This is a genomic window from Micropepsis pineolensis (genome assembly GCF_055392125.1).
Window position 1 is genome coordinate 18,277 of sequence record NZ_AP042408.1, and the last position, 26,028, is coordinate 44,304.

Genomic DNA, 26,028 nt, shown 5'->3' on the forward strand with positions numbered 1-26,028 from the left:
CCTTGCTTCCACGGCGCAGACATGCGGCAACAACCGACGCACACGGAACATATAACATATTGATTTTTCATGATAAAACTGGTGCCGCCTGGGTGACTCGAACACCCGACCCACGCATTACGAATGCGTTGCTCTACCGGCTGAGCTAAGGCGGCCCAAGGGCCTTATGTAAAATCAGCTTGGGCCTACAAAATAGGGCCAACAGGTTCCTGATTTCACGTCGGTGCGTGCCTTTTAGGGTAAGCGCGTAAAGATTTCCAGCAGGATATGCGTTGGAAACACATTTTTGCCGTGTGACGAGACAACATTCCGATAACAAATTGATTTTCTTATACATTTTTCAAACAGCCAAAAGTTGGAGCCACCCCTGCTCTGCGCGGATTACACTTTTAAGCCGTAAGCCGCTTGCACTACGCGGAAAAATGTACTTCCTTTTATATGATAAATGGAAGATTCCTGTGCCCGCCATCGCCTCCCGCCTAAGCTCCGCCCAAGCCGCATCCGGTCTGATGACGGGTATTTCCACGCCGTTTTTTGGCGTCTGGCTGGCTTGGCGTGGCTTTTCGGCCGGACAGATCACCCTGATTCTGTCGGCTGGGTTGGTGCTGCGGATTTTGGCCGGCCCCGTAACCGGCATTATTGCCGACGCCCGCAACGACCGGCGGGCCGTGATGCTCTACCTCTATTGGGCAATCGCAATCGGCTATGGCGTTTTAAGCCTGAGCGGAATGCTAGACATAGCGGCATCCACGGCCATCGCCGTGCTGGTAGCCAGCGGCGTTGTGGTACCACTACTGGAAAGCATATCTATCCGGCTGGCCGAACAGAATGGCCATCACTATGGCAAGATTCGCCTGTGGGCCTCGGCAGCCTTCATTCTGGCCAACGTTGTGGGCGGGGCATTTGTCTGGCGCCTTGGTCCGGGCGTGATTGCGCCACTACTGGGCCTGTCGGCGATGTTCTGCGTCATCAGCACCCTTCGCCTGCCTGCCCCGGCAGGGCTGGCCCCGGACGACAGCTTTTACCATGGACTGAAACGCACTTGCCGCGAAACCGGCGAGCTGTTGCGCTCGGGTCCCTTTCTGCTGCTGCTGCTCACCGGCAGTCTGGCGCAGGGCAGTCACGCCTTCTATTACAATTTCGGCGGGCTGCATTGGCACGAAATGGGCTATTCTGGTCTGCTGATCGGCATGATCTGGCCACTGGGCGTCTTTGCCGAAATCACCATTCTGCGTTTTGCACACCGCATCATCACAGTGCTGGGGCCAGCCCAATTATTGTTCTGGGGCGGGGCAACCTGCGTCTTGCGCTGGACCGTGCTGGCCTTCGACCCACCGCTGGCAGTGGTGATCGCGGTGCAATTTCTGCACGGTATCACCTTTGCGTTCTCACATCTGGGCGCGATGTTCTTCATCCTGCGCGCCATTCCCGCCCGGCTGTCAGCCACGGCACAAAGCCTTTACTTCGTCAGCTATTCCGGTTTGGTGTTGGGGGCGGCGACCTATGTCTCTGGCATGATCTACGCCGTCCATGGTGGACAGGCCTATTTTCTGATGAGCGCCATGGGAGTGGCCGCGATGGCATCAGCGCTGGTGCTGAACCGGGTTTGGCAGGGGGGGCGACTGATCGCCACCGAAGTGACAGATCCTGTCGCTGCAAACTAAGTTTTAAGACCATACAAAGTAAACGGCACTTGCCAATTTGGGCAAAAAGGTCTTTACGTTTAAAGAAAAACTCGGACAAATTGGCGTGAATCCTATTACTTTTCGCCTCAGCCTAGCACAAGCGTCTTCGGGCATGATCAGCGCTATCTTCCTGCCCTTCTATGGCGCGTGGCTGGCGTGGCGCGGATTCCCCACCGATCAGATCGCCTGGATCATGTCGGCCGGCTATTTGCTGCGCGCGGTGCTGAGCCCGTTTTGCGGCATCATGGCTGATGCCCGCAACGACCGGCGCGAGATGATGCTGGTGCTCTATTGCCTGATGTTCGCGGGCTACGCCTCGATGGGGATTTTTACCAACGCCACCCTGATCGGCTGGGCCGCAGTGGTAGCCACCACGTCGATCGGTGCCATCACGCCGTTACTGGAAAGCGTCTGCGTTCGGCTGGCCTCGGCCTATGGCTATCAGTATGGCCGGGTCCGTTTATGGGCCTCGACCAGCTTCGTGGTAATGAGCGTTATCGGCGGCATTTGTTTTTCGCTGTTCGGCACCGGCATTGTGGCGCCGCTGCTGGCGCTGTTTGCCGCCTGCAGCATTGTCACCACTCTGATGCTGCCGCCTCCGGGGGAAACCCATGCCCGCGCTAAACTCCCTGCGGCGCTGAAACAGACTTTGAGCGAAGCCTTCGAGCTGACACGCTCCAAAATATTCCTGTTGTTTCTGGTCGCGGCCAGCCTGGTACAGGGCAGCCATGCGTTTTATTACAGCTATGGTGGACTGCATTGGCGTGCTCAGGGCTATTCTGGCGCCCTGATCGGCATCCTCTATCCGCTGGGGGTTCTGGCCGAGATCTGTATACTGATGTTTGCCCAGAAGCTGGTGCACTGGATCGGGCCGGTGCGGCTTATCCTGCTCGGTGGATTAGCCGCCGTGTTGCGCTGGACCGTGATGGCGTTTGATCCGCCGCTGGCGCTGGTCATCGCACTGCAGTTTCTGCATGGCGCCACCTTTGCGCTCGCCCATATCGGGGCGATGTATTTCCTGTTGCGCACCGTACCACCGCGACTGGCGGCCACCGCGCAAAGCCTCTATTTCGTCTGCAATGCCGGTATTTTCGTTGGGCTGGCGACGCTGGTGTCGGGGCGGCTCTACGGCAGCTATGGCGGGCTGGCCTATCTGCCGATGAGCCTGATGGGACTGATGGCCATTGCGCTGACCCTGGTGCTGGGGCGGCTATGGCATGGGCGCCATCTGATTGCTGATGATGGCGCCGAACCGGTCTATACGATCTAAGCGGCCGATTTTACGCGGCGACGCGTTCTTCCAGCGCATAGCCCGCCGAGCGCACCGTGCGTAAGGGGTCCGGCCCACCAGCGCTCATCAGGGCCTTACGCAACCGGCCGACATGCACATCAACCGTGCGGGCTTCGACATAAACATCCGAACCCCACACCGCATCCAACAACTGCTCGCGCGAGAAGACCCGGCCGGGATGCTGCATCAGATGTTCCAGCAGCTTGTATTCGGTCGGCCCCAGATGCACCTCGGCGGTATTTCTGCGCACACGGTGGGTGGCGCGATCCATCTCGATATCACCGACCAGCAGCACATCCTCGGCCATGCTGGGACGGATGCGCCGCATCACCGCGCGGATCCGGGCCAACAGCTCGGTCATCGAGAAGGGTTTAGTGAGATAATCGTCCGCCCCGGTATCAAGACCACGGATACGATCAGCCTCTTCGCTGCGGGCGGTGAGCATGACGATCGGCACATTGCGGGTTTCCTGTCGCCCGCGTAAGCGACGGCACACTTCAATGCCCGACAGTTGCGGCAGCATCCAGTCGAGCAACACCAAATCTGGTGTTTCTTCGGCTGCGATCAGCAGCGCTTCCTCGCCATCCATGGCCGAGAGTACGCGATAACCGGCCCGCTCAAGATTATAGCGCAGCAGAGTGATCAACGCGGTTTCGTCTTCAACCACAAGAACCGTTGGCTGCATGGTAGATCCTATTTGCTTTCAAAGGCGGGGTCGCAGGTAGCGTCGGCCTTGGGCCGGTCGGCATCCAACTGTTCACCCTTCACCATGTGATAGACAACTTCGGCAATATTGGTGGCATGGTCGCCAATACGTTCCAAATTCTTAGCGACAAACAACAGATGGGTGCACAACCCGATGGTGCGCGGGTCTTCCATCATATAGGTCAGAAGTTCCCGGAACAGGCTGTTATAGATTTCATCAACTTCGCCATCCTGACGCCACACGGTCTGTGCCGCGGTCGGATCGCGGTCGGAAAAGGCATCCAGCACCATCTTGAGCTGGCTTAAGGCCTGACGGCCCATGCGGGCGAGCCCCTGGGTCAGACGGATTGGCGGCTCGCGATTGAGCACGATGGCGCGCTTGGCAATGTTCTTGGCCATATCGCCGATGCGTTCCAGCTCACCGGCGCATTTGATCGCCGCCAGGGTTTCGCGCAAATCGACCGCCAGCGGCTGACGCAGGGCCAACAGTTTGATGGCCTGATTTTCGGCCTGAACCTGTAACAGGTCCACCCGCCGGTCGCCCGCCACCACCTGTTCGGCCAGCGCCGTATCGCGTTTGACGATGGCATCGATGGCATCGGCAAGCTGGGCTTCACAAAGACCGCCCATCTGCGCCACCGTCGACGACAAGGTCTCAAGCTGTTCACTGAACGATTTTACTGTGTGTTCGACCATTTCCTGCCAATCCAATCTCAATTCAACCACGCGGCCAACCGAAAGTGAGCGATCACTATCCTGCCAACCATCAAGAGATTGTGACAGATGTATTACACTTCTGTGACAGCCGTTTCGCTCTGGTCGGCATCCGGGGGGGCCTCGGACTCGGGCGGACGGCGCAAAACCGGCAAAAAGACGGTAAAAGTGCTGCCTTCACCGACAATACTTTCGATCTGCAATTTCCCGCCGTGGCGGTTGACGATGTGCTTCACAATCGCCAGCCCCAGCCCGGTACCACCCTTTTCACGGCTGCGTTTAACGTCGACGCGATAGAATCGCTCGGTCAGGCGAGGAATAGCGTCCTGCGCAATACCCTCACCATCATCATGAATGGCAATCGCTACCAGCGTCTCGGCCCCACGGCCCGCACCCGGCGCGCGTTTTAAGCTGATATCGACACGCCCGCCCTCGCGGCCATATTTGATGGCATTATGGATCAGGTTCTGGGCCAGTTGCATCAACTCGTCCCGCTCACCCACCACATCCGGCAAACCGGGTTCGACATCGACCGACACCGTCATGGCTTCAGCCCGGGCCAAAGGTTCCAGCGCGGCGACGGCATCGCGCACCAGCCGTTCGACTGCCACACCGCCCTGCGGGGTGACATGCTCGTTCATCTCGATCCGCGACAGCGACAGCAGATCCTCGATGAGGCGGCGCATCCGCGTCGCCTCGACTAACATAATGTCGAGGAAAGTATCCCGCGCTTCGACATCGTCGCGCGCCGGCCCTTTGAGGGTTTCAATGAAGCCGGTCACCGCCGCCAGCGGCGTACGCAGTTCGTGGCTGGCATTGGCGACAAAATCAACCCGGGTCTGCTCGGCCCGCTTCAACGCGGTCAGATCATGCAGCAGCAGCACAATCGCCGCGGGATCAAGCCCAACCATGGCGGCATGGGCCTGAAAATAACGCTCCACAGGGACACGGATGGAAAATTCGACCAGAACCGGTTCGCCGGTGCGTGCAGTGCGCGCCAGCGCTTCAAGCACGCTGGGCATCCGCAGCAGCGCCGAGACATGCTTATGCTCGACCGTGGTACCGACAATCTCACGCATGGCCCGGTTGGCGAACAGCGCCTTGCCGCCCAGATCAACCAGCAGCATGGGGTCAGGCAGGCGCTCAAACAGATTGCGCACCAGCGGCGGCAGTTCCGGCTTAGCGGGCTTGATGGTCTCCAGCAAGCGGCCACGGGCGCCACGGCGCAGGGCGGTCCCCGCCGCCAGTGCGGCCAGCCCGGCCAGCCCGCCCCACAGCAAGGCCCACGCACCACACAGCCCCGCCAACCCCGCGCTGACCACAAGCCCAACGCCCAGGTGAATGAAGCCCTGGGAGGCCTTACTGCGCCATGCGGTATCTGCCTTCATATGCCAACCCTATGTTCATAAATTTTAAAATTCACTCTAATAGGGACGATATGCGACAGGAAAGCGACGCCATTCGCATTTGTTACGAAGTTTCTGCGGTTTGTTCGAGCAGGCTTTTCAAACCACTGCGGGTGAGCTTGCCAGCGGCATTGCGGGGCAGCCCGGATGAAAACACGATTTTTACAGGCACCTTGAAGGCTGCCAGCCGTTCCGCCGCATAGGCTTTCAGCAACCCGGCACTGGCAGACGCCCCCTGGCGCAGCACCACCACGGCAGCGGGTACCTCGCCCAGCTTCGGGTCGGGCAGCGCAAGCAAAGCCGCCTCACGCACCGCCGGATGGCTGGCGAGCACAGCTTCAACCTCGCCGCAGAAGATATTTTCGCCGCCGCGAATCAGCATGTCCTTGGTGCGCCCAACAATGGTGCAGAAACCTTCGGCATCAATGCGGGCCAGATCGCCGGTGCGGACCCAGCCATCGACAAAGGTTACGGCACTTTCCTCTGGCCGCTGCCAATAGCCCATGGCGACGTTCGGCCCATAGGCCCACAGCTCGCCCACCGTATCCGACGGCAGCACGTGGCCCGCCGCATCGGTCACCTTGATCGCGCAGGTCGGCGGCGGCAAACCGCAGGAGGCCGGATGGTCAAGATATTCGCGACCCGAATGACCAATACAAAGCGAAGCAGTCTCGGTCATGCCCCAGCCACTGCCGGGCACCGCAGGGGCGAAGACCCGGGCAATCTCGCCCGCCAGCGCCGGGGCAAACGGTGCCCCGCCATAACTGATCAGCCGCAACGATGTCAGGTCATAACTCTGGCGCGCCGGATGATCGAGCATGGCGCGGGCAATCGCCGGCACACCCCATAAATGGCTGACGCGCTCGGCTTCGATCAGCGCGAAGGCTGCTTCGGTATCCCATTTGGGCATCAGCACCAGCCGCGCCCCGCTATGCAGCGCCGGAATCATCACGGCGCAGGCCCCTATGACATGGAACAGTGGCACCGTTAGCAGCATGCTGCGCTGGGGCTGACACAGGAAATCGGCATCCGGCAGCGCCCCGCCTTCGCAAAGACGGGTGCGAGCCAGCGTATAGGCCATCGCCATAATCGTATCGAGCAGGTTACTCTGGCTGCACAGCACCCCGCGCGGCCGCGATGCCGTGCCCGAGGTGTAGAAGATGGCCGCAGCGCTGTCGGGTTCCAGCGGTGGCGGCACCTGTGGGTGCCGTGGCAGCATATGCCAGCGGCCCGCCGGACCGATCACCGCTTCCAGCTGGCTGACGCCTGCCCCCCCTCGCGATGCGCCGCACACCCAGACATGATCCAGACCAGGCTGCGCAGGCAGGCGACCGAGCCGTGTGTCATCGACAATGGCAAACTCAGCCCCACTATCGGCCAGCGCCGCCGCCAGTTCGGCCTCGGTCCACCAGGCATTAAGCGGCACGACCAGCGCCCCGGTCTGCAGGATGGCAAAAAACGCCACCGGCCATTCGGGCAGATTGCGCATGGCCAACCCGACGCGCTGGCCGGGGACCACCCCATGGGCTTTGAGGTCGGCAGCCAACGCCTGAACTGCGCGAAGAAATGCGTCGTAGGTGACCCTCGTCGCATCATAAATCAGAAATTCCCGCGCGCCGAAACGTTCCGCCCGCGCCAGCAAGGCTGGCACCGTGGCGGGCGCACATTTCCACACCCGCAAGGCGCGATTACCCTGCTGAACGGTCTCGATCTCAAAACAGGACCCCGGCCGGGTCAGCGCGGCATCCGCCGCCGCCCGAGACCATATTTTGCCATGCATCATGGCCCGCAGCTATTCCTTAATGGCACAAGGGCCATTATCCACGCTTGTTGCCGCGGGGGCAACAGATGCCTGAAATCGTGCACAGGCAACGGCTTAAACGTTGACGGTACCGCCGCTTTCGGCTTTGTAGACAGCCATCAGACGTAAGGTTTTGGGAACACGCACATCAAACGTGGCTGCCCCCGCAACTGTCGTCGGCAAGAGACGCCAACACGCCACTGAAGCCATATGCGCTTTGGGAAGGCTGGTGCTCTCGTTCGCAGCCGGCTAGCCAGGAGACCTGCCTTGCGTCGTCGTCCAGTTTTCGGCCGGGGTGTGCCGGAAATTAGCGGTTCTATCCGTCGCGGCGACAACGTGTATGAGTCGCTGCCGCGGAACATTCTGGCCATTCGAAGGATCAGGCTGAACCGCCACCGGCTCTTGGGATCTATTCCAGGAGAAATTTTATGCCTACATCCCGTTTAACGACAATCCTGCTTGGCACCACCACCGCGCTGATCGCCGCGTTTGGCACCTGCATGGCCCCAGCGGCCGCACAGGAGGTTGAGACCGTGGTGGTTTCTGCCACCCGCACGACCCAGCCGCTGGCCAAAACCGGCACCACGGTCACGGTCATTGATGCCGCCGATCTCGACGCCCGCCAGAGTGTCAGCCTGACCGACGCCTTGAGCGACGTGCCCGGCCTCAGCATCAACCGCACCGGTGGCGCGGGGCAGACCACTACGGTCTATTTGCGCGGTGCAGACAGCGGCCAGACCCTGACACTGATCGACGGAATCCGTCTCAACGACCCCAGTGACTCGTCGGGCAGTGCCAATTATGGCGATCTGTTCCTCAACAATATCGACCGCATCGAAGTTATGCGCGGCGCCAACTCGACCCTGTATGGCAGCAATGCCATGGCCGGTGTCATCAACATCATCACCAAGCGCGGTGGCGACACCGCCCTGACCGCCAGTGCGGAAGCTGGCACCTTTGATAGCTGGCGCGTCAATGTGGCGGCAAATGGGACTGCCGGGGCCACGGAATTCGGTGTCGCGGCCAATGATTATGCCACCAAGGGCATTTCAGCCGCGGCTGGCCAGCACGAAGCGGACGGCACGGCCAACCAGTCGCTCAATATCAACACCCGCACCCACCTGAGTGATACGATCAGCGTTGATGTCATCGGCTATTACGATCACGCCCACACCAAGTATGACGATGGCTACGACGCGAGCTACAATCTGGCTGACTCTGCCACCTATGAAACCCACAGCCTCTACAGCGGCTATGTCGGCATCAACCAGACGGCGCTGGATGGCATTCTGACCAACCGGCTGGCGCTGATCGCGTCCTCGTCCAAGCGCGATTTCTTTGATTCCGCTTACGACACCATCCACCACAACTATGCCTATGACGGTGGGGCGTTCCGCGTTGAATATCAGGGCGTGGCCAAGATCGACGACAGCACCGAGCTGTCCTTCGGGGCCGAAAGCGAAACAACCTATCTCGATAATGATACCTTCTCGTCTTATGCCGCCGCCGATCATATCGCCGGGCACAAGCGCACCACGTCGGGCTATGGCCAACTGCAGAAGACTCTGTTCGACCAGCTGACGCTGACCGTAGGTGCGCGCACCGACAATGATGACGAGTTCGGCAGCCACACCTCGGTCAAGGTCGCGGCGGCCTGGCAGATTCCGGAGCTCGATGCCACCCTGCATGCCAATTACGGCGACGGATTTAAATCGCCGACGCTCTATCAGCTCTATTCGGCCTATTCCAACCCGATTGATGCCCTGAAACCCGAATCCGCCCGCACGTGGGAAATCGGCGCCGACAAGAATTTCTTCGATGGCCGGCTGCACGCCTCGCTGACCTACTTCTGGCGTCATACCAGCAATCAGATTGACTGGCAGAACTGCTACAGCGCGTCTGATGCCCCCGGTTGCTCGCAGCGGCTGCAACAGTATGGCTATTACGTCAATATCGACCGTACCAAGGCCAATGGCATTGAAGCGGCGGTGGACACCCACCTGACCGATACGCTGACGCTGTCGGCCAACTACACCTATATGAACGCCACCGACCGCGACACCGGCCTTGATCTGGCCCGTCGTCCGCATTATCTGGCCAACGCCAATCTGCGCTGGCAGGCCACCGAAGAACTCGGCCTCGGCGTGGCGATGAACTATCTCGGTCAGCGCTTTAATGCCGCCAGTGAAACCACCAAGCTGGGTGCCAAGGAGAAGGTTGATTTGTTCGCCGATTACAATATCGACGCGCACTGGCAGATCTACGGCCGTATTGAAAATCTGTTCAATGACCGCACTCAGGCGGTGACCGATTACGGCGTAGAAGGTCTGGGTGCCAGCATCGGCGTGCGCGCGCGGCTCTAAGGCAACGAGCGCAAAAGTATAGACAGTTTGCGCGCAAAGGCGCGATCAAACAAAAAAACAGAGCGACGGGCCGATCGCATATGACCAGCCGTCGCTCTAATCGCCCATCAAAGCTGGTCAGCTCCGCCGGGCATACACGCCGGGGGCTGATCGGCAAATATTGTGGAAACCGGTCATGGGTGGCACCATTTCGGTGCTGCCCGTCACCAACACCCCATCAGGGGCCATCTGCCCGGCGATTTTCGCCAGCACGTCGCAGCGGCACGGCAGATCGAAATACATCAGCACATGCCGACAAAAAACGATGTCGAGACGGCCAAGCCAGTCGAACCCATCACACAAATTAAAAATACGAAACGTCACCAGATCGCGTAAATCCGCATGAACCTGCCAGCCATCCTCGGCCGCGTCGAAATATTTCTGTAAATGACGCGGCGTCAGGCCGCGTTCAATTTCTGCTGCACTGTAGTGCCCTGCCGCCGCCTGCTCGACCGCCGGGGCCGACAGATCACTGGCGATCAGTTCGATATGCCAGCCCGCCGCGAGCAGACCGAAATCAGCCAGCATGATGGCGATGGAATAGACTTCCTGACCACTGGCGCAAGCCGCACTCCAGATCCGCAAGGTTTTATCCGATGCCCGTTTGGCAATCAGGCCAGGCAAGGTCTGATCTCTGAGCGCCCAGAACACTTCGGCATCGCGAAAAAATGCGGTGTCGCTGACGACAAAGGCTTCGAGCACCGCCGACGACAAGCCCGGCCCGGCATCGGGCAGATGCAGATCGTCGATCAGGGCCGCAAACGAGTGAAAACCAAAACGCCGCGCCACCAGCGCCAGACGATTGCTGACAAATTCCGGCGGCAAGCCATCCAGTCGCAGCCCCGTGCGCTGGCGCAACCATTGCGCCAGATAGTCGAAATCGCCGTGGTCCAGACAACATCCGGTCATGATCAGTTCCCGGACGCGAGCACAGACCCTTTCAGCGCGGCAGCAATGGTTTCGGTGTCAAAGGGTTTGAGCAGATACTCATCCGCCCCGGCCTGGACCGCGTCGGTCAGCAGCGCCGTATCGTTTTCGGTCGACAGCACGATGATGCGGGGTTTGCCCGCCACACCCTGACGGCGCAGCGTGCGCACGAAGCCTACGCCATCAGCACCGGGCATATTCAGATCGACCAGAACAACATCCGGCATCGCCCGCAGACAGCACGCCAAGGCGCCGTCGAAATCGGATGCCTCCTCCACCGTATAGGTCAGTTTTTCCAGGATCTGACGCGCCACTTGGCGCATCACCCGGCTGTCATCAATAATCAGCCCACGCATTGAACGCCCCTCATCATAACCGGATGCAAACATGTTGTATCCGCACCACCACCCCTTAATGTTTAAACCGTCTGAATTTCAACCTGATCCGGGCCGGGGGTCAATTGCAGCTTTATCCCCAGCACTGTGGCGAGCTTTGCCGTCAGGGCAGGTTGAATCGAGCGGGCTTCATAACTGTTATCCGGTCCGCCGCCGAGCAGCAGGCGCGCTGTTTCCTCGGCAATGCGTGCCCCAGTACCGCTGGCCATAATGGTAAAGCCATAGACCCCGGGCTGATTGGCTGTCTCAATGCGAACCAATCCACCCCGCGGCAAACAATCGGCCGCGATCAGCGCCGCATTCATCACCAGCTTGGCCCAGTCTTTCGGCCAGGATACCGGCGGCGCCTTCCAGTCGAGCCTGAGCCGCCCGCCTTCGAACAAGCCGGCGATCAGACTTTGCACATCGTTGAGGTTCAGCTCGCTGCCGGCAGAACCGGCGGCGCCAAAGGACAGCCGCATGAACTGCAGCTTCGCCAACGCCTGTTCGGCGCTGCTGGCAACCAACTTTAAAGCATCAGCCCGCAAAGCAGCGTCGCGCTCTTCCTCGAGCACTTCGAGCCCATTGACCACAGCCCCTAGCGGCCCAACCAGATCATGGCACACCCGGCTGACGAGTAGCGCGGCGAATTCAAGTTCCGTCATGCGTTTTTTCCGACTTTCTGTCTGGAAGCGTATCTTTCCTATTGGTTATCATCGTTGCAGCCGGACAAGAAAGGCTTAATGTCAACAAAACGGCAAACCCGATAGGGATAGACAGATGAACGAGACATTCCAGGCACACGCAACATCCCCGATTTTGCGCGCACTGGCAGCCATAGCCTATGACGCTGGCGCTATTTTACTTGGTCACTATGCCGAAGGCGTCAAGGTGCGTGAAAAAGCCGACGCATCACCTGTCACCATCGCCGACGAAGAGGCCGAACGCTTCATATTGAAGCGACTGGCGACGCTGGCCCCCGATGTGCCGGTGATTGCCGAGGAGGCGGTTGCCGCTGGGCGCATTCCGAAAATTGGTCGCCGTTTTTTTCTGGTCGATCCACTGGACGGCACCAAGGAATTCATCAAACGCAACGGCGAGTTTACCGTGAACATTGCCGAGATTATCGACGGCAAGCCGGTGCGCGGCGTGGTCTATGCCCCGGCAATCAACAAGCTTTATCTGGGCGAATTAAGCTGCGGGGCGTTCCAGATCATCGCACAGCCCGGTGGCGCGCCAAACTTTGCCGAAGCCATGCCGATCACCGCCCGGACTCCTGCCAAAGACGGTGTGGTAATGGCCATCAGCCGCTCGCATGCCGATAAAAAATCCGAAGAATATATGGCCGCCTTCAACGTCAAACGTACCGTGGTCGCCGGCTCGTCTTTGAAATTCTGTCTGGTTGCAGCGGGTGAAGCCGACATCTATCCCCGCTTCGGACGCACTTGCGAATGGGACACGGCCGCCGGTCATGCCGTACTGCTGGCCGCAGGCGGCAGCATGACCACACCAGAGGGCAAACCCTTTCTTTACGGCAAGACGGCCGAAAAGTATTTTAATCCGTCCTTTATCGCCCGCGGTCTGGAATAGCCCCTAAGTGCTTATGGCGCAGACGATTCCAGCGGGGCAGAGCCCCTGCGCAGGACCGATTTTTTTGACTGCGCGATAAAGACCAGCCGCAACGAAATCAGACAGCCGATCCCGGCAAGCGCCACCACCCAGCCCATCGGCCGCGGTGTGCCATCGGCAAACAGACCAACCAGACCTGAGCCCGCGATACCACTGCCATACTGAAAGGCACCGATCAGCGCCGACACCGCGCCGGCCCGTTCCGGGTAGTCGGCCAGCGCCCCGGTAATGGCATTAGCGACGATAAAGCCTGTGGTGGCGACGAATAAAAACAGCGCCACCACCAGCCCCCAGAAGCCGCCGCCCCCCGTAAAGCAGACAACCCCGACGATGACGGCGAACAGTGTCGCCATCACTGTGCCAAGCGCCAGAATCCGGTCGTAACCATAGCGCATCACCAGGCGCGCGTTGATGATATTGGAAACCATAACGCCGATAATGTTGAGGGCGAACAGCAGTCCGAACAGCTGAGCCGGAACATGGTAGTAACTGATGTACGCAAAAGGCGAACCCGCGATATAGGCGTAGGACGCGGCATAGAAGAAACCGCCGACACCGGCATACCCCAAAATACGTGGCCGACGCAGCAATTCGCCATAGCGCAACATAGCCCGATAAATCGGCTCAGGATTGCGCAGCGTAACCGGCAGTGTTTCCGGTATGGTGTACAAAAGCGCCAACGTCATAAGCCCGATACCAACCAGCGTCCAGAAAATCGCATGCCAGCTAGACAGGGCAACGATCTGCCCCCCCAGCGATGGCCCAACCAGCGGCGCGATGGCCATCACCGACATTAAGGTCGACAGCATCTGAGCCGCGCGCGGACCCTGATAAAGGTCACGCACCATGGCACGGGCAAGCACCACACCAGCACAGGCCCCTACCGCCTGTACCATGCGCCAGCCGATCATCGCCAACGCACTGCCCGACAGGGCGCAGCCCGCCGAACCAATAACGAACAGCACCAGACCGACGGCAATCGTCACCCTGCGGCCAAAACGGTCACCAATCGGCCCCCAGAACAATTGCCCGATACTAAAGCCAATCAGATAGCTTGAGATCGTCAGCTCTATCATGCCGGGAGCGGCCTGCAGGCTACGGCTCATCGCCGGCATCGCTGGCAGATAGAAATCAGTCGAGATGGACGCAAAACCCATCAGTATGCTGAGGATCGCCAGCACATACCAACCAGCAACGATTGGGGTGGCGGCGGAGGAGGACTTCGGAAAAGACGGCATAAACGCAACAGCTCCGGCTATGGCCCCCACGGACGATACTGTGGGCGTGGCATAGGTTGGCCGTTTGTCTAGCGTTTATGCGCTGCCAACATTAGACAGCAAAAAGCGCATGGACTTATGAATACCGCTCATCAGTATCAAACGTGACGTAAGGTGTCAGCAACAGCCGCATGACGCATACGCCATATATTAAATTCTCTAAAGTAATCATGGCTCTATTGGCCCGGTGAACGAAACCGGATGCGCATCTGATACACAACACCCACCTGCAGACACGGTCAGCAGGTGGGTGTTGTAACCTTAAAACGGATCAGACCGCGTCACGCTTTAGCGCTGCATCAATCATGTCAGCGGTAGCGGCACAACCGAACAGCGCCGCGAAGGAGCCAAAACGCGGTCCCTGTGACTGGCCGAACAGCACCTCGTAGAGCGCCTTGAACCAGTCGCGTAAGGGATCAAATCCGGCGATTTTGCCGACTTCGTAAACCGCGTTCTGCACGGCCTCACCACTGCGCTCGTCCCCGAGTGCACGCAGCGCCGTAGCCAGATCGGCCAGAGCTGCCCGCTCCATGTCGGTCGGGGCGCGGTACTGCTTGGCCGGTTTGACGAAGTCCTCATAATATTTGATGGCGAAGCCAACCAGCTTGTCGAGACCAGAGTTCTTTTCCGGCGTAGCATCGGGGGCGTACGCCTTGATGAACCCCCACAGGATTTCTCGCGAGCTGGCGTTCGAGGCACTGACCAGATTCAGCAGCAGCGCAAAGCTGACCGGATAGCTTTCATCCGGCACCTTGCCGTGATGAATGTGCCAGACCGGATTTTCGAGATGCTTCTCGGCCTCGGTCGTGGCGCGCAACTGGTCGGCAAAGGCAATGTAATCGTCCACCGCCTTGGGAATGACATCGAAATAGAGCCGTTTGGCCACCTTGGGCTTCTGGTACATGAACAGCGCCAGACTTTCCTCGGTGCCATAGGTCAGCCATTCCTCAACCGACAGGCCATTGCCCTTCGACTTGGAGATTTTCTGACCGCCCTCGTCGAGGAACATTTCGTAGTTAAAGCCCTCGGGCGGCTTGCCACCCAGCGCCCGGACGATCTTTGACGACAGTTCGACGGAACTGATCAGATCCTTTCCGGCCATTTCATAGTCGATGCCCATGGCGTACCAGCGCATCGCCCAGTCGGCTTTCCACTGCAACTTGACGTGGCCGCCGGTGACCGGCAGCTCGATCTTCTCGCCTTCATCCTCGAACACGATGGTGCCGCGCTTGGCGTCCCATTCCAGTAGCGGGACTTGCAGCACCACACCCGTTTTGGGCGAAATTGGCAGGAACGGCGAATAGGTCGCACGACGCTCTGGCCCCAGGGTCGGCAGCACGATGTCGCGCACGGCTTCATAATGCTCCAGCACCGCCATCAGGGCCTTGTCGAACAGACCTGTCTTATAGCAGTGGGTGGCGCTTAAGAATTCATACTCGAACCCGAAACGGTCGAGGAACGCCTTGAGCTGGGCGTTGTTATGCGCCCCAAAACTGTCATGAGTGCCGAACGGATCAGGAATCGCAGTCAGCGATTTGCCCAGATGCGCCGTCAACATGTCCTTGTTGGGAACATTGTCCGGCACTTTGCGCAAGCCATCCATATCGTCGGAAAAGGCCAGCAGGCGCGTCTTGACGCCGCTCATCGCCTCGAACGCCCGGCGCACCCAGGAGGTGCGGGCGACCTCACCAAACGTGCCAATATGAGGCAACCCAGAGGGGCCATAGCCGGTCTCAAACAGAATCTCCGACTTGCCCGGATACTTTTCGAGACGCTTTATCAGCTTGCGCGCCTCTTCAAAGGGCCACGCACGGGCATTAAGGGCTTGATTTTGGGAGATTTGTTCGCAACTCATTATCATAGACGACAGCGGCCTTTATTTGGAAGGGCGCGAAGGCTAGGCTTTCGGGGGGTATGCCGTCAATGTCCGATCCGATGATCGACACCGTGGAAAACACAGCACCTGTTGCCGCAGTTCCGCCGGCAAAGGGAATAGGTGTGGCTGCGTCGCTACTCTGTCTGATTTATGCCGCCTTTGCGGCCCTGATCGGTCGCATCAATGGCTTGGGCGGGCCGGGGTTGTGGCTGCCTCTAGCCCTGCTAATTGCGGCGTCCCTGGCTGATGCAGGGCTGGGCTATCTTAAGATTTCCACCGTCAAACGCCGCCGGACGCGCGGGCTCAGGCTGACACTGGTCGCGCTGGCTGGTGGCGCCTGGGGCCTGGGGGCCTGGTTCTGGTATGTGCCCGGGGCAATCGCCAGCCAGATCATGCTGACCGTGGTGATCTGCGCGGCGGTCAGCGCCGAAAGCCTGCTGCACGCCGAAGACCTACCCGCCACGCTGGCTTTGAGCATTCCAGCGCTCATTCCGCTGCTTGCCCGCATGGTCACCGGCAACAGCACGGCCCATTTGCTGATTGCCGCGCTGATCTGCGGCATCATTCTGACCCTGGCGATGGCGCGGCTGACCGGGGCGCGCCGGTTGGCCGAAAGCCGGGCCGAAACTAAAGCAGCCCGGCAGCGCCTTGCCACAGCCGAAGAAAAGGCTGCCACTGCCACCGCCGAATGCATCGCCGCAGAGAACGCTGCCGCCGAACAAGCCCGCCAAAGCAAGCGCATCGTCGCGGGCATCAGCCACGAATTACGTACCCCCTTCAATGCCTTGTTGGGCATGGCCCAGCTGCTCGACCGTGCCGAGCTGCCCCAGCCCCAGCGTGATCAGGCCCGAATCATTCTGGAGGCCGGTCGCAGCTTTAAAAGCCTGCTCGACGACATTGCCGTACTGGCTGAAGACAATAGCGGCATCGACACCTTGGGCGAATGTGATCCGGTTTCGGTAACCCGTTCGGTGGCGCGCCTGCTGCAGCCGATGGCGTGGGAAAAACGCCTGCATCTGACCACCATGATCGGGACCGAGCTGCCGCGCGTCAGCTTAGGTCCCCACGCCCTGCGTCAGGCTCTGCTTAAACTGATCGGCAACGCACTGGAATTCACCCCCGCTGGCAACATCGAAATCAAGGTGGAAGCCACCGCGCGCACTGGCACCCCCTTGGTGCGTTTTACCGTCAGCGATACCGGTCTGGGCGTACCGCCCGAAATCGCGCCAGAGCTGTTCAAGAACGCACTTGAAGACGGTGCTGATTACGCCCGCCATAGTGGGCGCAGCAGCAGCCCAGGCCTGGGCGTCGCAAAAAACATCATTGAGGCTGCGGGTGGGGAAATCGGTTATGAAAGCAGCCTAGGCGAAGGTTCGGTCTTCTGGTTTACCGTCCCTGCACTATCGGCCAGCGCTACAGACATCGCCCCACTGGTCGACATTGCCCCCCCCAGCGGGCTTAAGCTGCTGATCTGCCTGATCGATCCACTTCAGGCCAAAACCTTAAGCGGCATTCTGTATCCAGATAATCAGCTAGAAATTGCAGCCAATCCGGCAATTTTTACCACCCGCGCCACGCGCGAACCTTTCGATGCCATCATCACGACCGTCGAATTCGGCGATGTGCTAGCGGCCGCGCCGGGTGAAAAGTCACCGATCCTGATGCTGAAAAACATGGGCCAGCCCGCCCCGACGGCGGGGCCCTATCTGGCCTGGCCCTGCCCGCCCACCGCCCTGTACCAGGCACTGCTGATGCTGCTGGCGAGCCAGACGACCGAAGCCCCCACGCCCCCCAAAGCAGAGACCGTACTGCTGATCGATAACGACGCTATCAACGAGCTGGAAAAGTCGGTCGGAGAAACCACACTGGTCGAAATCCTGCGCTCCTACCTCGAAAATACCGACAAGATCTGCAGTGCGCTGGAAGATGCCGCTGGCCACGAACAGTGGGAAGATGTCGGACGGCTGGCCCGTGACATTGCCGGTAGCGCCAGCGGGCTGGGCCTCAATGCGCTGACCGCCAGCGCGCGGGCCTTCAACGCCGCCGTGCGGGCTCAGGCCAGCGATGCCGCCTTGCAGAACCATGCCTTGAAGATTCTGGGCGACAACCGTGCCACGCGGCAAGCCCTGCTCAATCTCTACCCCGAGCTGGACAAGGCGGCCTGAACACCCGCCCCCCCATTCAACAAGCCCATATCCAAAACCGGCTTTGCTGCGCTAAAGATCGGGCCAGAGGTATGCATTGATGCAAGACAGCGCGCGCAAGACCGTTCCGGCCCTGGTGCCGGTGGCCCGTGGCGCCCTTCTGTGTGACAGGGACGGCACCATCCGCCCCCTGAACCCGGCAGATGCCCGCGCCGCCTTTGTTTCGGGCGCGGTGCTGGTGGCCGGTGCAGCCTTTGTGGCTGGTCGGCTGAAAATTCAAAGCGCCCGCCCGCCCTTTGATCTGTTGGAACTGTTCGCCTTTGTCCACCCAGCGACCCCTTGCATACCGAGCGCAGGCGGGGTTGCCGCTGCATTGGGGTTGCCCCATCCGGTGCAGGACGAGGAAAAGGCCATCAGCCTGTGGCGCGCCGCCCGACGCCTGTTCGAGGATATCGCGGCCGCTCCGGACGATGACAAGGCCCATATGCGCGCGCTGGCAATGTCGCTGGCGAAGGTGTGGCGCTGGGCCCCGATGGTACTGACCACATTGGGCGAGCCGGAAAAAAAGCAAAGCACACTGGCCGGGTTCGAGGTTTGGAAGGCGCTGGAGGAATGGGAGGACGAAGCCCTGCCCGGCAAGCCCGGCTCCAAACCAGTTGAGGCCGAAGAAGCCCGCGCCCGCCTGCAGTCGCTGGTCGGCGCCAAGGGCGAAGCCCGCCCCGAGCAGGTTGCCTTTTGTACCGCAGCCACCAGCACCTTTGCCCCGCGCCAGCGCGCCGGGGCGCCTAACATCGCCCTGATCGAGGCAGGTACCGGCACCGGCAAGACGCTGGGCTATCTTGCTCCGGCCAGCCTGTGGGCAGAAAAGAACGGGCCGGGCTTATGGATTTCGACCTATACCCGCAACCTGCAACGTCAGATCCTGCAGGAAATCGGGCGGCTCTATCCTGATCCGGTGATCCGGCGCCAGAAGGCGGTGGTGCGCAAAGGCCGCGAAAATTATCTCTGTCTGCTCAATTTTGAAGACGCGGTGCGCCGCACAGTACTGACCGGCGGCCCGGCACAGGTGGCACTGGCGCTGATCGCGCGCTGGGTCAGGGCCACCGAAGATGGCGACATATCGGGCGCTGGGTTCCCGGCCTTTCTGGCCACCAACTTCCCCTTACGCGAGGTATCAGACCGGCGCGGTGAATGCATCTATGCCGGTTGCGCCCATTACCGGCGCTGCTTCATCGAGAAGGTGGTGCGCCGGGCCCGCAGCGCCGACATCGTGGTGGCCAACCACGCACTGGTCATCGCCCGCAATGTGCAGGACGGCCCGGCAACCGGCGAAGAAGGTGGCGAACGTGCGGTGCGCTTTGTCTTCGATGAAGGCCATCACCTGTTTGATGCGGCAGACAGCGGTTTCTCAGCCGCCTTGAGCGGTTTCGAGATGATGGAGCTGCGCCGCTGGTTGCGCGGCCCCGAAGGCCGCGGCAGCCGTGCCCGGGGGCTGGCAGAACGCTTGAAGGATTACGTCACCGACGATCCGGCAGCGCGCGAAATCCTCGACGAGGCGGTGTCAGCAGCCCACGCACTGGCCGGGGATGGTTTTTTGCAACATCTGGGCACCCCACGTGGGGCGGGCGAAGCCTTTTTGGCCGAGATCTATCAACAGGTCCGTGCCCAGAGCAGCGAGCATGACGGCTATTACTCGCTGGAATGTGAACCACTGCCCGCCGCTGGCAGCCTGATCGGTGCCGCCGAGGAACTACAGGAAGCATTGAAACAGATTGCCGTGCCGCTGAACCGGCTGGCGCGTCTCTTACGGACCAAACTGGATGACGAGGCTGGTACGCTGGAGCCGTCGGCCCGCCTGCGCATTGAATCCCATGCCCGTGGATTGGAGCGGCGCGCCCGTCAGATCCTGCCGGCCTGGATCGCTATGCTGGAAAGCCTGGCCAGCGGCGAAGTGATCGAGGATTTCGCCGACTGGTTCGAGATTGTGCGCGAGGATGGCCGCGATCTGGATGTCGGCATGCAGCGCCACTGGGTCGATCCCAGTAAGCCCTTTGCCGAGGAAGTGCTGTCCTCAGCCCATGGCGTGCTGATCACCTCGGCCACGTTACGCGACGAGGTCAGTCAGCAGGAAGAAAGCGCCGACTGGCAGTCGGCCGAGCAGCGCACCGGGGCGCACCATCTGCCGGTGCCACCAGGGCGGTTTTCCTTTGGCTCGCCCTTTTCCTATGCCAGCCAGTCCCGCATCTTCGTGGTACGCGATGTCGGCCGCCGCGATATCGATGCGCTGTCGGCGGCATTCCGAGAATTATTCCTGGCGGCAGGCGGCGGAGCGCTCGGCCTGTTCACCGCCGTGCGCACGCTGAAGGGGGTCGAGACCCGCCTGCGTGAGCCACTGGCCAGTGCCGGGCTGACGCTTTACGCCCAGCATATCGACCGGCTTGATACCGGCGCGCTGGTCGACCTGTTCCGGTCCGAGGAGAACGCCTGCCTGCTGGGCACCGATGCCTTACGCGATGGGGTCGATGTGCCGGGGCGCTCGCTGCGGCTGGTGGTGTTCGACAAGGTGCCCTGGCCCAAACCGACCATTCTGCACAAAGCCCGCCGGACCAAATTTGGCCGCAGCTATGACGACCTCATCACCCGACTCCGGCTGAAACAGGCCTTCGGGCGGCTGATCCGCAGCGGTACCGACAAGGGCTGTTTCGTTATTCTGGAAGGGGCGACGCCTTCGCGGCTTCTGGCCGCCCTGCCGCCCGATGCCCCGGTGCTGCGCTGCGGTCTGGCCGAAGCGGTCAGCGAAATCCGCACCTTTCTGGCCGAAACACCAGCGCTCAACAGCGCTGGGGATGGTTCCGTAAAGGAGATGACCTTCCCCGCCGCACCGGCTATAACCCCACCATGACCCAGCCTATGATGAGCCAGACCGTGAGCGATACCGGTGAAACCGATACTTTTGGCCGCCATTCTACCGGCATTTTGCCCGGCCATATCCTGAAGCGCCTGATTGAAACAGGCCGGGAGATCTTTGCCGACGAAGCGGTGGCTGAGCATCAGATACAACCAGCCAGTCTGGATTTGCGTCTGGGACAAAAGGCCTATCGTGTACGCGCCAGCTTCCTGCCCGGGGCCAAGGCCACCGTGGCCGAGAAGCTTGCCGAAGTCACCATGCACGAATTTGACATCACCGACGGTGCGGTACTGGAAACCGGCTGCGTCTATATTGTGCCACTACAGGAGCGGGTCGAATTCTCCAAGCGCATTTCGGGCATGGCCAACCCGAAAAGTTCGACCGGACGCATCGACGTCTTCACCCGCCTGATCACCGACCACGCTCAGGGCTTCGACCGTATCGATGAAGGCTATCACGGCCCGCTTTATGCCGAAATTTCACCGCGCACCTTCCCAGTGGTGGTGCGTAAAGGCTCGCGCCTTAATCAGTTGCGCGTGCGTCATGGCTCGCCCAGCTTCACCGATACCCAGCTCAAGCGCCTGCACGAGCAAAGCCCGCTGGTCAGCGGTGAGGCCGATATTGAAGGCGGTCTGGGCCTCAGCATTGATCTGAAGGGGGACGCGGCGCGCCCCGCGCAGGGCTTAGGCAACATCGTCGGCTGGCGCGCCAAACGCCATACCGGGCTGATCGATGTCGATCGCACCAACATTCTGGATCCCTATGAATATTGGGACCCCATCGCGCGGCCCGCCAAAGGTACGCTGATCCTCGACCCGGACGAGTTTTACATTCTGGTCTCCCGCGAAGCGGTGGCGATACCACCAGATTTCGCCGCCGAGATGGTGCCGTTCAATCCGCTGGTCGGTGAGTTCCGGGTTCATTACGCCGGCTTCTTCGATCCCGGTTTTGGTTATGAACCCAATGGCGCGCCATCCGCCCATGCGGTGCTGGAAGTACGCTCACGCGAAGTGCCATTCATCCTCGAACATGGTCAGACCATCGGCCGACTGATCTTTGAACGACTGACCGACCCGCCGCCCGAAGTTTATGGCACGTCGATCGCCTCGAACTATCAGCGCCAGGGCCTGAAGCTGTCCAAGCATTTCAAGGCGCTTTAAGACCGCGCGTATCCATACAGCACATGCACTATGGCGAAAGGCCAGTCTTCCTGTCCGGTTTTAAGGTTATCGGGCGAAATCTGTTGCTGGAATCCCACGTATGGTCTGAAATCCATAAGGGGTGGCAACATGACTGTTGCATGTGTGCCAATAGATCGGGCTATTTTGATACATACGGTGCCTGGCTTGCGAGGGGAACTTGGGGTTTGGTCCGTATGTAAGGGGGCAGTATGAGGCGGCTACGGCGCGGCAACGCGCCGGCCGCCTCAGTTTTTTCTGACCGCATCTTTTTTATCAACAAATATGGGCTTACCGTCACCCGGCAAAACCGTTTGCGCTACGTAAAGCCTGACAATGCTGAAAAGCCTGTGCCTAATCGTTGCGGTGATAGCGATGACGACAACCAACGCCGAGGCAATGCACCTCAGCAGCCCGACGCTGCATAACGGGCAGACCATTCCGATGGTCCATGTCTATAACGGCTATGGCTACAGCGGCCAGAACCTGTCGCCTGAACTGTTCTGGACCGGCGCGCCGATCACCACCAAAAGCTTCGCACTGACGGTTTTTGATCCCGACGCCCCGCGGACGGGCGGCTGGTGGCACTGGCTGGTGATCAATATTCCCGCCGGGCAATCCTATCTGCCGCAGGGGGCCAAACCCGGTCACGGTCTGCCCAGCACAGCGCTACAGATCCGCAATGATTTCGACATTTTTGATTATGGCGGCCCGGCCCCGCCCGCGGGACCGGCGCATCACTATATCTTCACGCTCTATGCGCTGAAGGTGGCGCGGCTGGAGATCGACCCCAGCGCCCGACCTGAGCAGGTCAAAGCGCTGATCGAGGCACAAACCATTGCCAAAACCACCCTGACCGGCCTGTTCGGGCGCTAAACGGGTTTAGTGCCTGCGCTTCTTCTTCACCGCCTTGCGAGCCGTGGCGGCTTTGACCGGACGGTCCGCACCGTCAGAATGGACCGCATTGTCGGCAACCCGGATGCCTGCCGGACCATTGGGAACCGGAAGCGCACCGGTCCGGCGCAAATGACGCCCGTCAAAGGCGAAGACCTCGATTTCCTTATCGGCCATACATTGCAGCAGCAGCTGACGGTGATCGGCGCTCCATGCCGTCCCTTCGCAGAAGCGCCCGACCGGGGCAAAGGCGACCAGCTTCAGGCTTAAGCCGTCACGCTGGAAAATCTGCAGGATGCCGCCATCATGGGCCCCCAGCTCTCCGCGGGCGAAGTTGGAACCGTTGAGCGAGCTGACGGCAACGAATTTACCATCGGCAGACACCGCCAGACCTTCCGGCGACGGCGCCACGCTCTGGGTATCGACCACCCGCACCGGCACCGAGTTCATGTTGATCAGGCTGATCGAATCATTGTCGTGGCCGCCGATACCAATATTGGCCACTACAGCATAATCGCCTTTGCCGCTCATCTCGATTGCGTAGGGGCGAAGGCCCGCATAAATGGCATAACCGGTATCGGTCACCTTGGCCCCATCAATGGCCAGTACCGAAATGCGCGAATCACCATCCCGGGTTAACAGCGCCTTGCTGCCATCCGGGGTGAAGACCGCCAGCGCGGGGCTGGAATCTTCCTCTAAGAAGACCTTACCCATGGCGTTAAGCCGACCGTCCGTAATGGTAAAAACCGATACTGTAGATTCGACCCGGTTGGCGACCAGCGCCAGCGTGCCTGCCCGGTTGATCGATACCCCCGACGCCCCCGGCCCGGCCTGAACCGTCTGCACCACGGAGAGGTTTTTGAGATCGACCACCGAAACCGTGTCGTTCGGCACCGTCTTGCTTGGATCAGCGGGATCGAGCCGGGTCGCCGCTGTCACCAGGGCATAGCTTTCGTCCGGGGCAATTGCCACGCTTTGCGGCGGACCAACCACCGAGGTCGGCACCTTCACCTCGCCAATCAGCTGGGGCAGCTTGCCCCCCAGCCGATAGACCGTGACGCTGTCGGGCAGCGGTGCCGGCGGCACCACCGTCTGACCGGTCTCTGACAGAACCGCCTTGCCGTCATTGGCGGAAACCGCCACCTGCGCCAAAGCCGTCCCGGTCAGCGCACACCCTGCGAGAAACGCCGCAAGAAGCCGCCGCCCCATCAGATCAGCCCCGACAATGGGCTGGAAGGATCGGCATAGGTCTTTTTCGGCATCCGTCCGGCCAGATAGGCCAGACGGCCAGCCTGAACCGCATGCTTCATCGCTTCAGCCATCAGAACCGGATCTTTGGCTTCGGCAATAGCGGTGTTCATCAGCACACCGTCGCAGCCCAGCTCCATGGCAATGGCCGCATCCGACGCCGTGCCGACACCGGCATCGACAATCACCGGCACCTTGGCATCCTCGATAATCATGCGGATGCCGACCGGATTCTGCACACCAAGGCCGGAACCAATCGGCGCGGCAAGCGGCATGATCGCACACGCACCCAGCTCCTCAAGCCGCTTGGCCATCAGGGGGTCATCACTGCAATAGACCATGACCTGGAACCCGTCATTGATCAGAAGCTCCGTCGCCCGAAGCGTTTCGATCATATTGGGATACAAGGTCTTTTTACTGCCGAGGACTTCCAGCTTGACCAACGACCAGCCCCCCGCCTCGCGCGCCAGGCGTAGAGTGCGAATGGCGTCTTCCGCTGTGAAGCAGCCCGCCGTGTTGGGCAGATAGGTGTATTCTTTGGGGTCGATGAAATCGACCAGCTTTTCCTTGTCAGGATCTGTCAGATTCACCCGTCGGATCGCCACCGTGACCATTTCGGCACCGCTGGCTTTAAGCGCCGCCGCATTGAGGGCATAAGAGGAATATTTCCCGGTGCCGATGATCAGGCGCGACGCGAATGTGCGCCCGGCAATCACCAGCGGTTTATCCTCGACCATTACCCACCTCCGATAAAATGAACGATCTCGATCCTGTCGCCGGCTGACAGCAGGGTTTGCCCGTACGCGGTCCGCGGCACGATTTCGAGGTTGCACTCGATCGCGACCTTGGCCGCGGGCAGGTTGAGGCTTTGCAACAGGTCAGCCACGCTCATCGGGCCATCCAGTTGTTTTTCCTCACCATTTATAATTACCGCGATCGGCATTGCCTAAACCCCACGACAGGATATTTGCCTTGTCTTAATGGCTCGGATAAAGCTTTACCAGCAGACATTTTCGCCAGCCCTGCCGATATCCGCTGAGGGATGCGTTGGGGGAAACGTCACGGGGACTTAAAAAAATGGCCAAAAAATCCACCACGGTTTCGTCCGCACGCCTACCCATTTTCGTGCTCAATGGCCCCAACCTTAACCTGTTGGGCCTGCGTGAACCGGAGATTTATGGCCATGCCACGCTGGCGGACATCGAAAAACAGCTGACCGCCCAGGCCAAAACCCATGATCTGGCGGTTATTTGCCGCCAATCCAATCATGAAGGCGATCTGGTAGACTGGATACAGGAAGCCCGCACCGCCTCGTGCGGGGTGATCTTGAATGCGGGGGGCTACACCCATACATCAGTAGCGATCCATGACGCCCTGCGCGCACTGGACAAGCCGGTGATCGAGGTGCATTTGTCCAACCCGCATGCCCGTGAACAGTTCCGGCATTTGTCCTATATCAGTCTGGTTGCGAGCGGCGTTATCGCCGGTTTCGGCGCCAACAGTTACGTTCTGGCTGTCGATGCCCTCGCCAGCCTTGTCGCAGGCCCAAAGAAAAACGAAAAAGTATAA

General features: G+C 60.2%; 21 protein-coding genes, 1 tRNA gene and 1 riboswitch. Of the genes, 9 read left to right on the plus strand and 13 right to left on the minus strand.

Features of this window, described 5'->3' with window-relative positions:
* Positions 1-79 precede the first annotated feature (79 nt).
* Positions 80-155, minus strand: a tRNA-Thr gene (locus ACZ5RI_RS00055).
* A gap of 354 nt (positions 156-509) precedes the next feature.
* Here ACZ5RI_RS00055 and ACZ5RI_RS00060 point away from each other — a divergent pair.
* Both ACZ5RI_RS00060 and ACZ5RI_RS00065 read left to right on the plus strand, forming a co-directional pair.
* Positions 510-1,664 carry an MFS transporter gene (locus ACZ5RI_RS00060; RefSeq protein WP_464514071.1) on the plus strand — a complete coding sequence of 385 codons (1,155 nt, stop codon included), beginning with the start codon at positions 510-512 and terminating at the stop codon, positions 1,662-1,664.
* Between the two features lie 133 nt (positions 1,665-1,797).
* Positions 1,798-2,955: an MFS transporter gene (locus tag ACZ5RI_RS00065; protein WP_464514072.1), complete on the plus strand. Its 1,158-nt coding sequence runs from the start codon at positions 1,798-1,800 to the stop codon at positions 2,953-2,955.
* A gap of 10 nt (positions 2,956-2,965) precedes the next feature.
* Here ACZ5RI_RS00065 and phoB read toward each other — a convergent pair whose 3' ends face one another.
* The 4 genes from phoB to ACZ5RI_RS00085 form a co-directional block, all read right to left on the minus strand.
* Positions 2,966-3,661 carry a phosphate regulon transcriptional regulator PhoB gene (gene phoB, locus ACZ5RI_RS00070; RefSeq protein WP_464514073.1) on the minus strand — a complete coding sequence of 232 codons (696 nt, stop codon included), beginning with the start codon at positions 3,659-3,661 and terminating at the stop codon, positions 2,966-2,968.
* A gap of 8 nt (positions 3,662-3,669) precedes the next feature.
* Positions 3,670-4,377: a phosphate signaling complex protein PhoU gene (gene phoU / locus ACZ5RI_RS00075; protein WP_464514074.1), complete on the minus strand. Its 708-nt coding sequence runs from the start codon at positions 4,375-4,377 to the stop codon at positions 3,670-3,672.
* Positions 4,378-4,469: 92 nt separating this feature from the next.
* Positions 4,470-5,783 carry an ATP-binding protein gene (locus tag ACZ5RI_RS00080; RefSeq protein WP_464514075.1) on the minus strand — a complete coding sequence of 438 codons (1,314 nt, stop codon included), beginning with the start codon at positions 5,781-5,783 and terminating at the stop codon, positions 4,470-4,472.
* 82 nt (positions 5,784-5,865) lie between these two features.
* Complete coding sequence (locus ACZ5RI_RS00085; protein WP_464514076.1) at positions 5,866-7,584, minus strand: class I adenylate-forming enzyme family protein; 1,719 nt, start codon at positions 7,582-7,584, stop codon at positions 5,866-5,868.
* 129 nt (positions 7,585-7,713) lie between these two features.
* Positions 7,714-7,886, plus strand: a riboswitch (cobalamin riboswitch).
* 144 nt (positions 7,887-8,030) lie between these two features.
* On the opposite strand from ACZ5RI_RS00085, the gene ACZ5RI_RS00090 reads away from it, so the two are divergent.
* The gene (locus tag ACZ5RI_RS00090) at positions 8,031-9,965 is read left to right on the plus strand and encodes a TonB-dependent receptor plug domain-containing protein (protein ID WP_464514077.1); all 1,935 of its coding nucleotides are present in this window, start codon (positions 8,031-8,033) and stop codon (positions 9,963-9,965) included.
* A 117-nt stretch (positions 9,966-10,082) separates the two neighbouring features.
* Here ACZ5RI_RS00090 and ACZ5RI_RS00095 read toward each other — a convergent pair whose 3' ends face one another.
* The 3 genes from ACZ5RI_RS00095 to ACZ5RI_RS00105 are packed head-to-tail and all read right to left on the minus strand — an operon-like array spanning position 10,083 to position 11,970.
* Positions 10,083-10,913, minus strand: a complete 831-nt coding sequence (locus ACZ5RI_RS00095; protein WP_464514078.1) for a CheR family methyltransferase — start codon at positions 10,911-10,913, stop codon at positions 10,083-10,085.
* 2 nt (positions 10,914-10,915) lie between these two features.
* Positions 10,916-11,320 (minus strand): response regulator, encoded by a 405-nt coding sequence (locus tag ACZ5RI_RS00100; protein WP_464514079.1) that lies wholly within the window; start codon positions 11,318-11,320, stop codon positions 10,916-10,918.
* Positions 11,321-11,349: 29 nt separating this feature from the next.
* Positions 11,350-11,970: a histidine phosphotransferase family protein gene (locus ACZ5RI_RS00105; RefSeq protein ID WP_464514080.1), complete on the minus strand. Its 621-nt coding sequence runs from the start codon at positions 11,968-11,970 to the stop codon at positions 11,350-11,352.
* 115 nt (positions 11,971-12,085) lie between these two features.
* Between ACZ5RI_RS00105 and cysQ the strand changes: the two genes are divergently transcribed.
* Positions 12,086-12,895, plus strand: a complete 810-nt coding sequence (gene cysQ / locus ACZ5RI_RS00110; protein ID WP_464514081.1) for a 3'(2'),5'-bisphosphate nucleotidase CysQ — start codon at positions 12,086-12,088, stop codon at positions 12,893-12,895.
* Between the two features lie 11 nt (positions 12,896-12,906).
* On the opposite strand, the gene ACZ5RI_RS00115 is transcribed toward cysQ, so the two are convergent.
* Together ACZ5RI_RS00115 and ACZ5RI_RS00120 are read right to left on the minus strand one after the other, a co-directional pair.
* Positions 12,907-14,172 carry a multidrug effflux MFS transporter gene (locus ACZ5RI_RS00115; protein ID WP_464514082.1) on the minus strand — a complete coding sequence of 422 codons (1,266 nt, stop codon included), beginning with the start codon at positions 14,170-14,172 and terminating at the stop codon, positions 12,907-12,909.
* Positions 14,173-14,482: 310 nt separating this feature from the next.
* On the minus strand, positions 14,483-16,066 hold the full coding sequence (locus tag ACZ5RI_RS00120) for a lysine--tRNA ligase (RefSeq protein ID WP_464514083.1): 1,584 nt from the start codon (positions 16,064-16,066) through the stop codon (positions 14,483-14,485).
* A gap of 143 nt (positions 16,067-16,209) precedes the next feature.
* On the opposite strand from ACZ5RI_RS00120, the gene ACZ5RI_RS00125 reads away from it, so the two are divergent.
* The 4 genes from ACZ5RI_RS00125 (at position 16,210) to ACZ5RI_RS00140 (ending at position 23,193) form a co-directional block, all read left to right on the plus strand.
* The gene (locus ACZ5RI_RS00125) at positions 16,210-18,252 is read left to right on the plus strand and encodes an ATP-binding protein (protein WP_464514084.1); all 2,043 of its coding nucleotides are present in this window, start codon (positions 16,210-16,212) and stop codon (positions 18,250-18,252) included.
* Positions 18,253-18,331: 79 nt separating this feature from the next.
* Positions 18,332-21,133: an ATP-dependent DNA helicase gene (locus ACZ5RI_RS00130; protein ID WP_464514085.1), complete on the plus strand. Its 2,802-nt coding sequence runs from the start codon at positions 18,332-18,334 to the stop codon at positions 21,131-21,133.
* Between the two features lie 23 nt (positions 21,134-21,156).
* On the plus strand, positions 21,157-22,299 hold the full coding sequence (locus ACZ5RI_RS00135) for a 2'-deoxycytidine 5'-triphosphate deaminase (protein WP_464514086.1): 1,143 nt from the start codon (positions 21,157-21,159) through the stop codon (positions 22,297-22,299).
* Positions 22,300-22,692: 393 nt separating this feature from the next.
* The gene (locus ACZ5RI_RS00140) at positions 22,693-23,193 is read left to right on the plus strand and encodes a YbhB/YbcL family Raf kinase inhibitor-like protein (protein ID WP_464514087.1); all 501 of its coding nucleotides are present in this window, start codon (positions 22,693-22,695) and stop codon (positions 23,191-23,193) included.
* A gap of 6 nt (positions 23,194-23,199) precedes the next feature.
* Here ACZ5RI_RS00140 and ACZ5RI_RS00145 read toward each other — a convergent pair whose 3' ends face one another.
* From ACZ5RI_RS00145 to thiS, 3 genes are read right to left on the minus strand one after another with little or no spacing between them, the layout of a single operon-like run.
* Entirely contained in the window at positions 23,200-24,420 is a 1,221-nt protein-coding gene (locus tag ACZ5RI_RS00145) for a YncE family protein (protein WP_464514088.1), read from the minus strand.
* Positions 24,420-25,196 carry a thiazole synthase gene (locus ACZ5RI_RS00150; protein WP_464514089.1) on the minus strand — a complete coding sequence of 259 codons (777 nt, stop codon included), beginning with the start codon at positions 25,194-25,196 and terminating at the stop codon, positions 24,420-24,422. The genes ACZ5RI_RS00145 and ACZ5RI_RS00150 overlap by 1 nt, the downstream gene beginning before the upstream one ends.
* Positions 25,196-25,402 (minus strand): sulfur carrier protein ThiS, encoded by a 207-nt coding sequence (gene thiS / locus ACZ5RI_RS00155; RefSeq protein ID WP_464514090.1) that lies wholly within the window; start codon positions 25,400-25,402, stop codon positions 25,196-25,198. The genes ACZ5RI_RS00150 and thiS overlap by 1 nt, the downstream gene beginning before the upstream one ends.
* Before the next feature lie 134 nt (positions 25,403-25,536).
* On the opposite strand from thiS, the gene aroQ reads away from it, so the two are divergent.
* A complete protein-coding gene (gene aroQ / locus ACZ5RI_RS00160) occupies positions 25,537-26,028 on the plus strand; it encodes a type II 3-dehydroquinate dehydratase (protein ID WP_464514091.1) in 492 nt (163 codons plus the stop codon).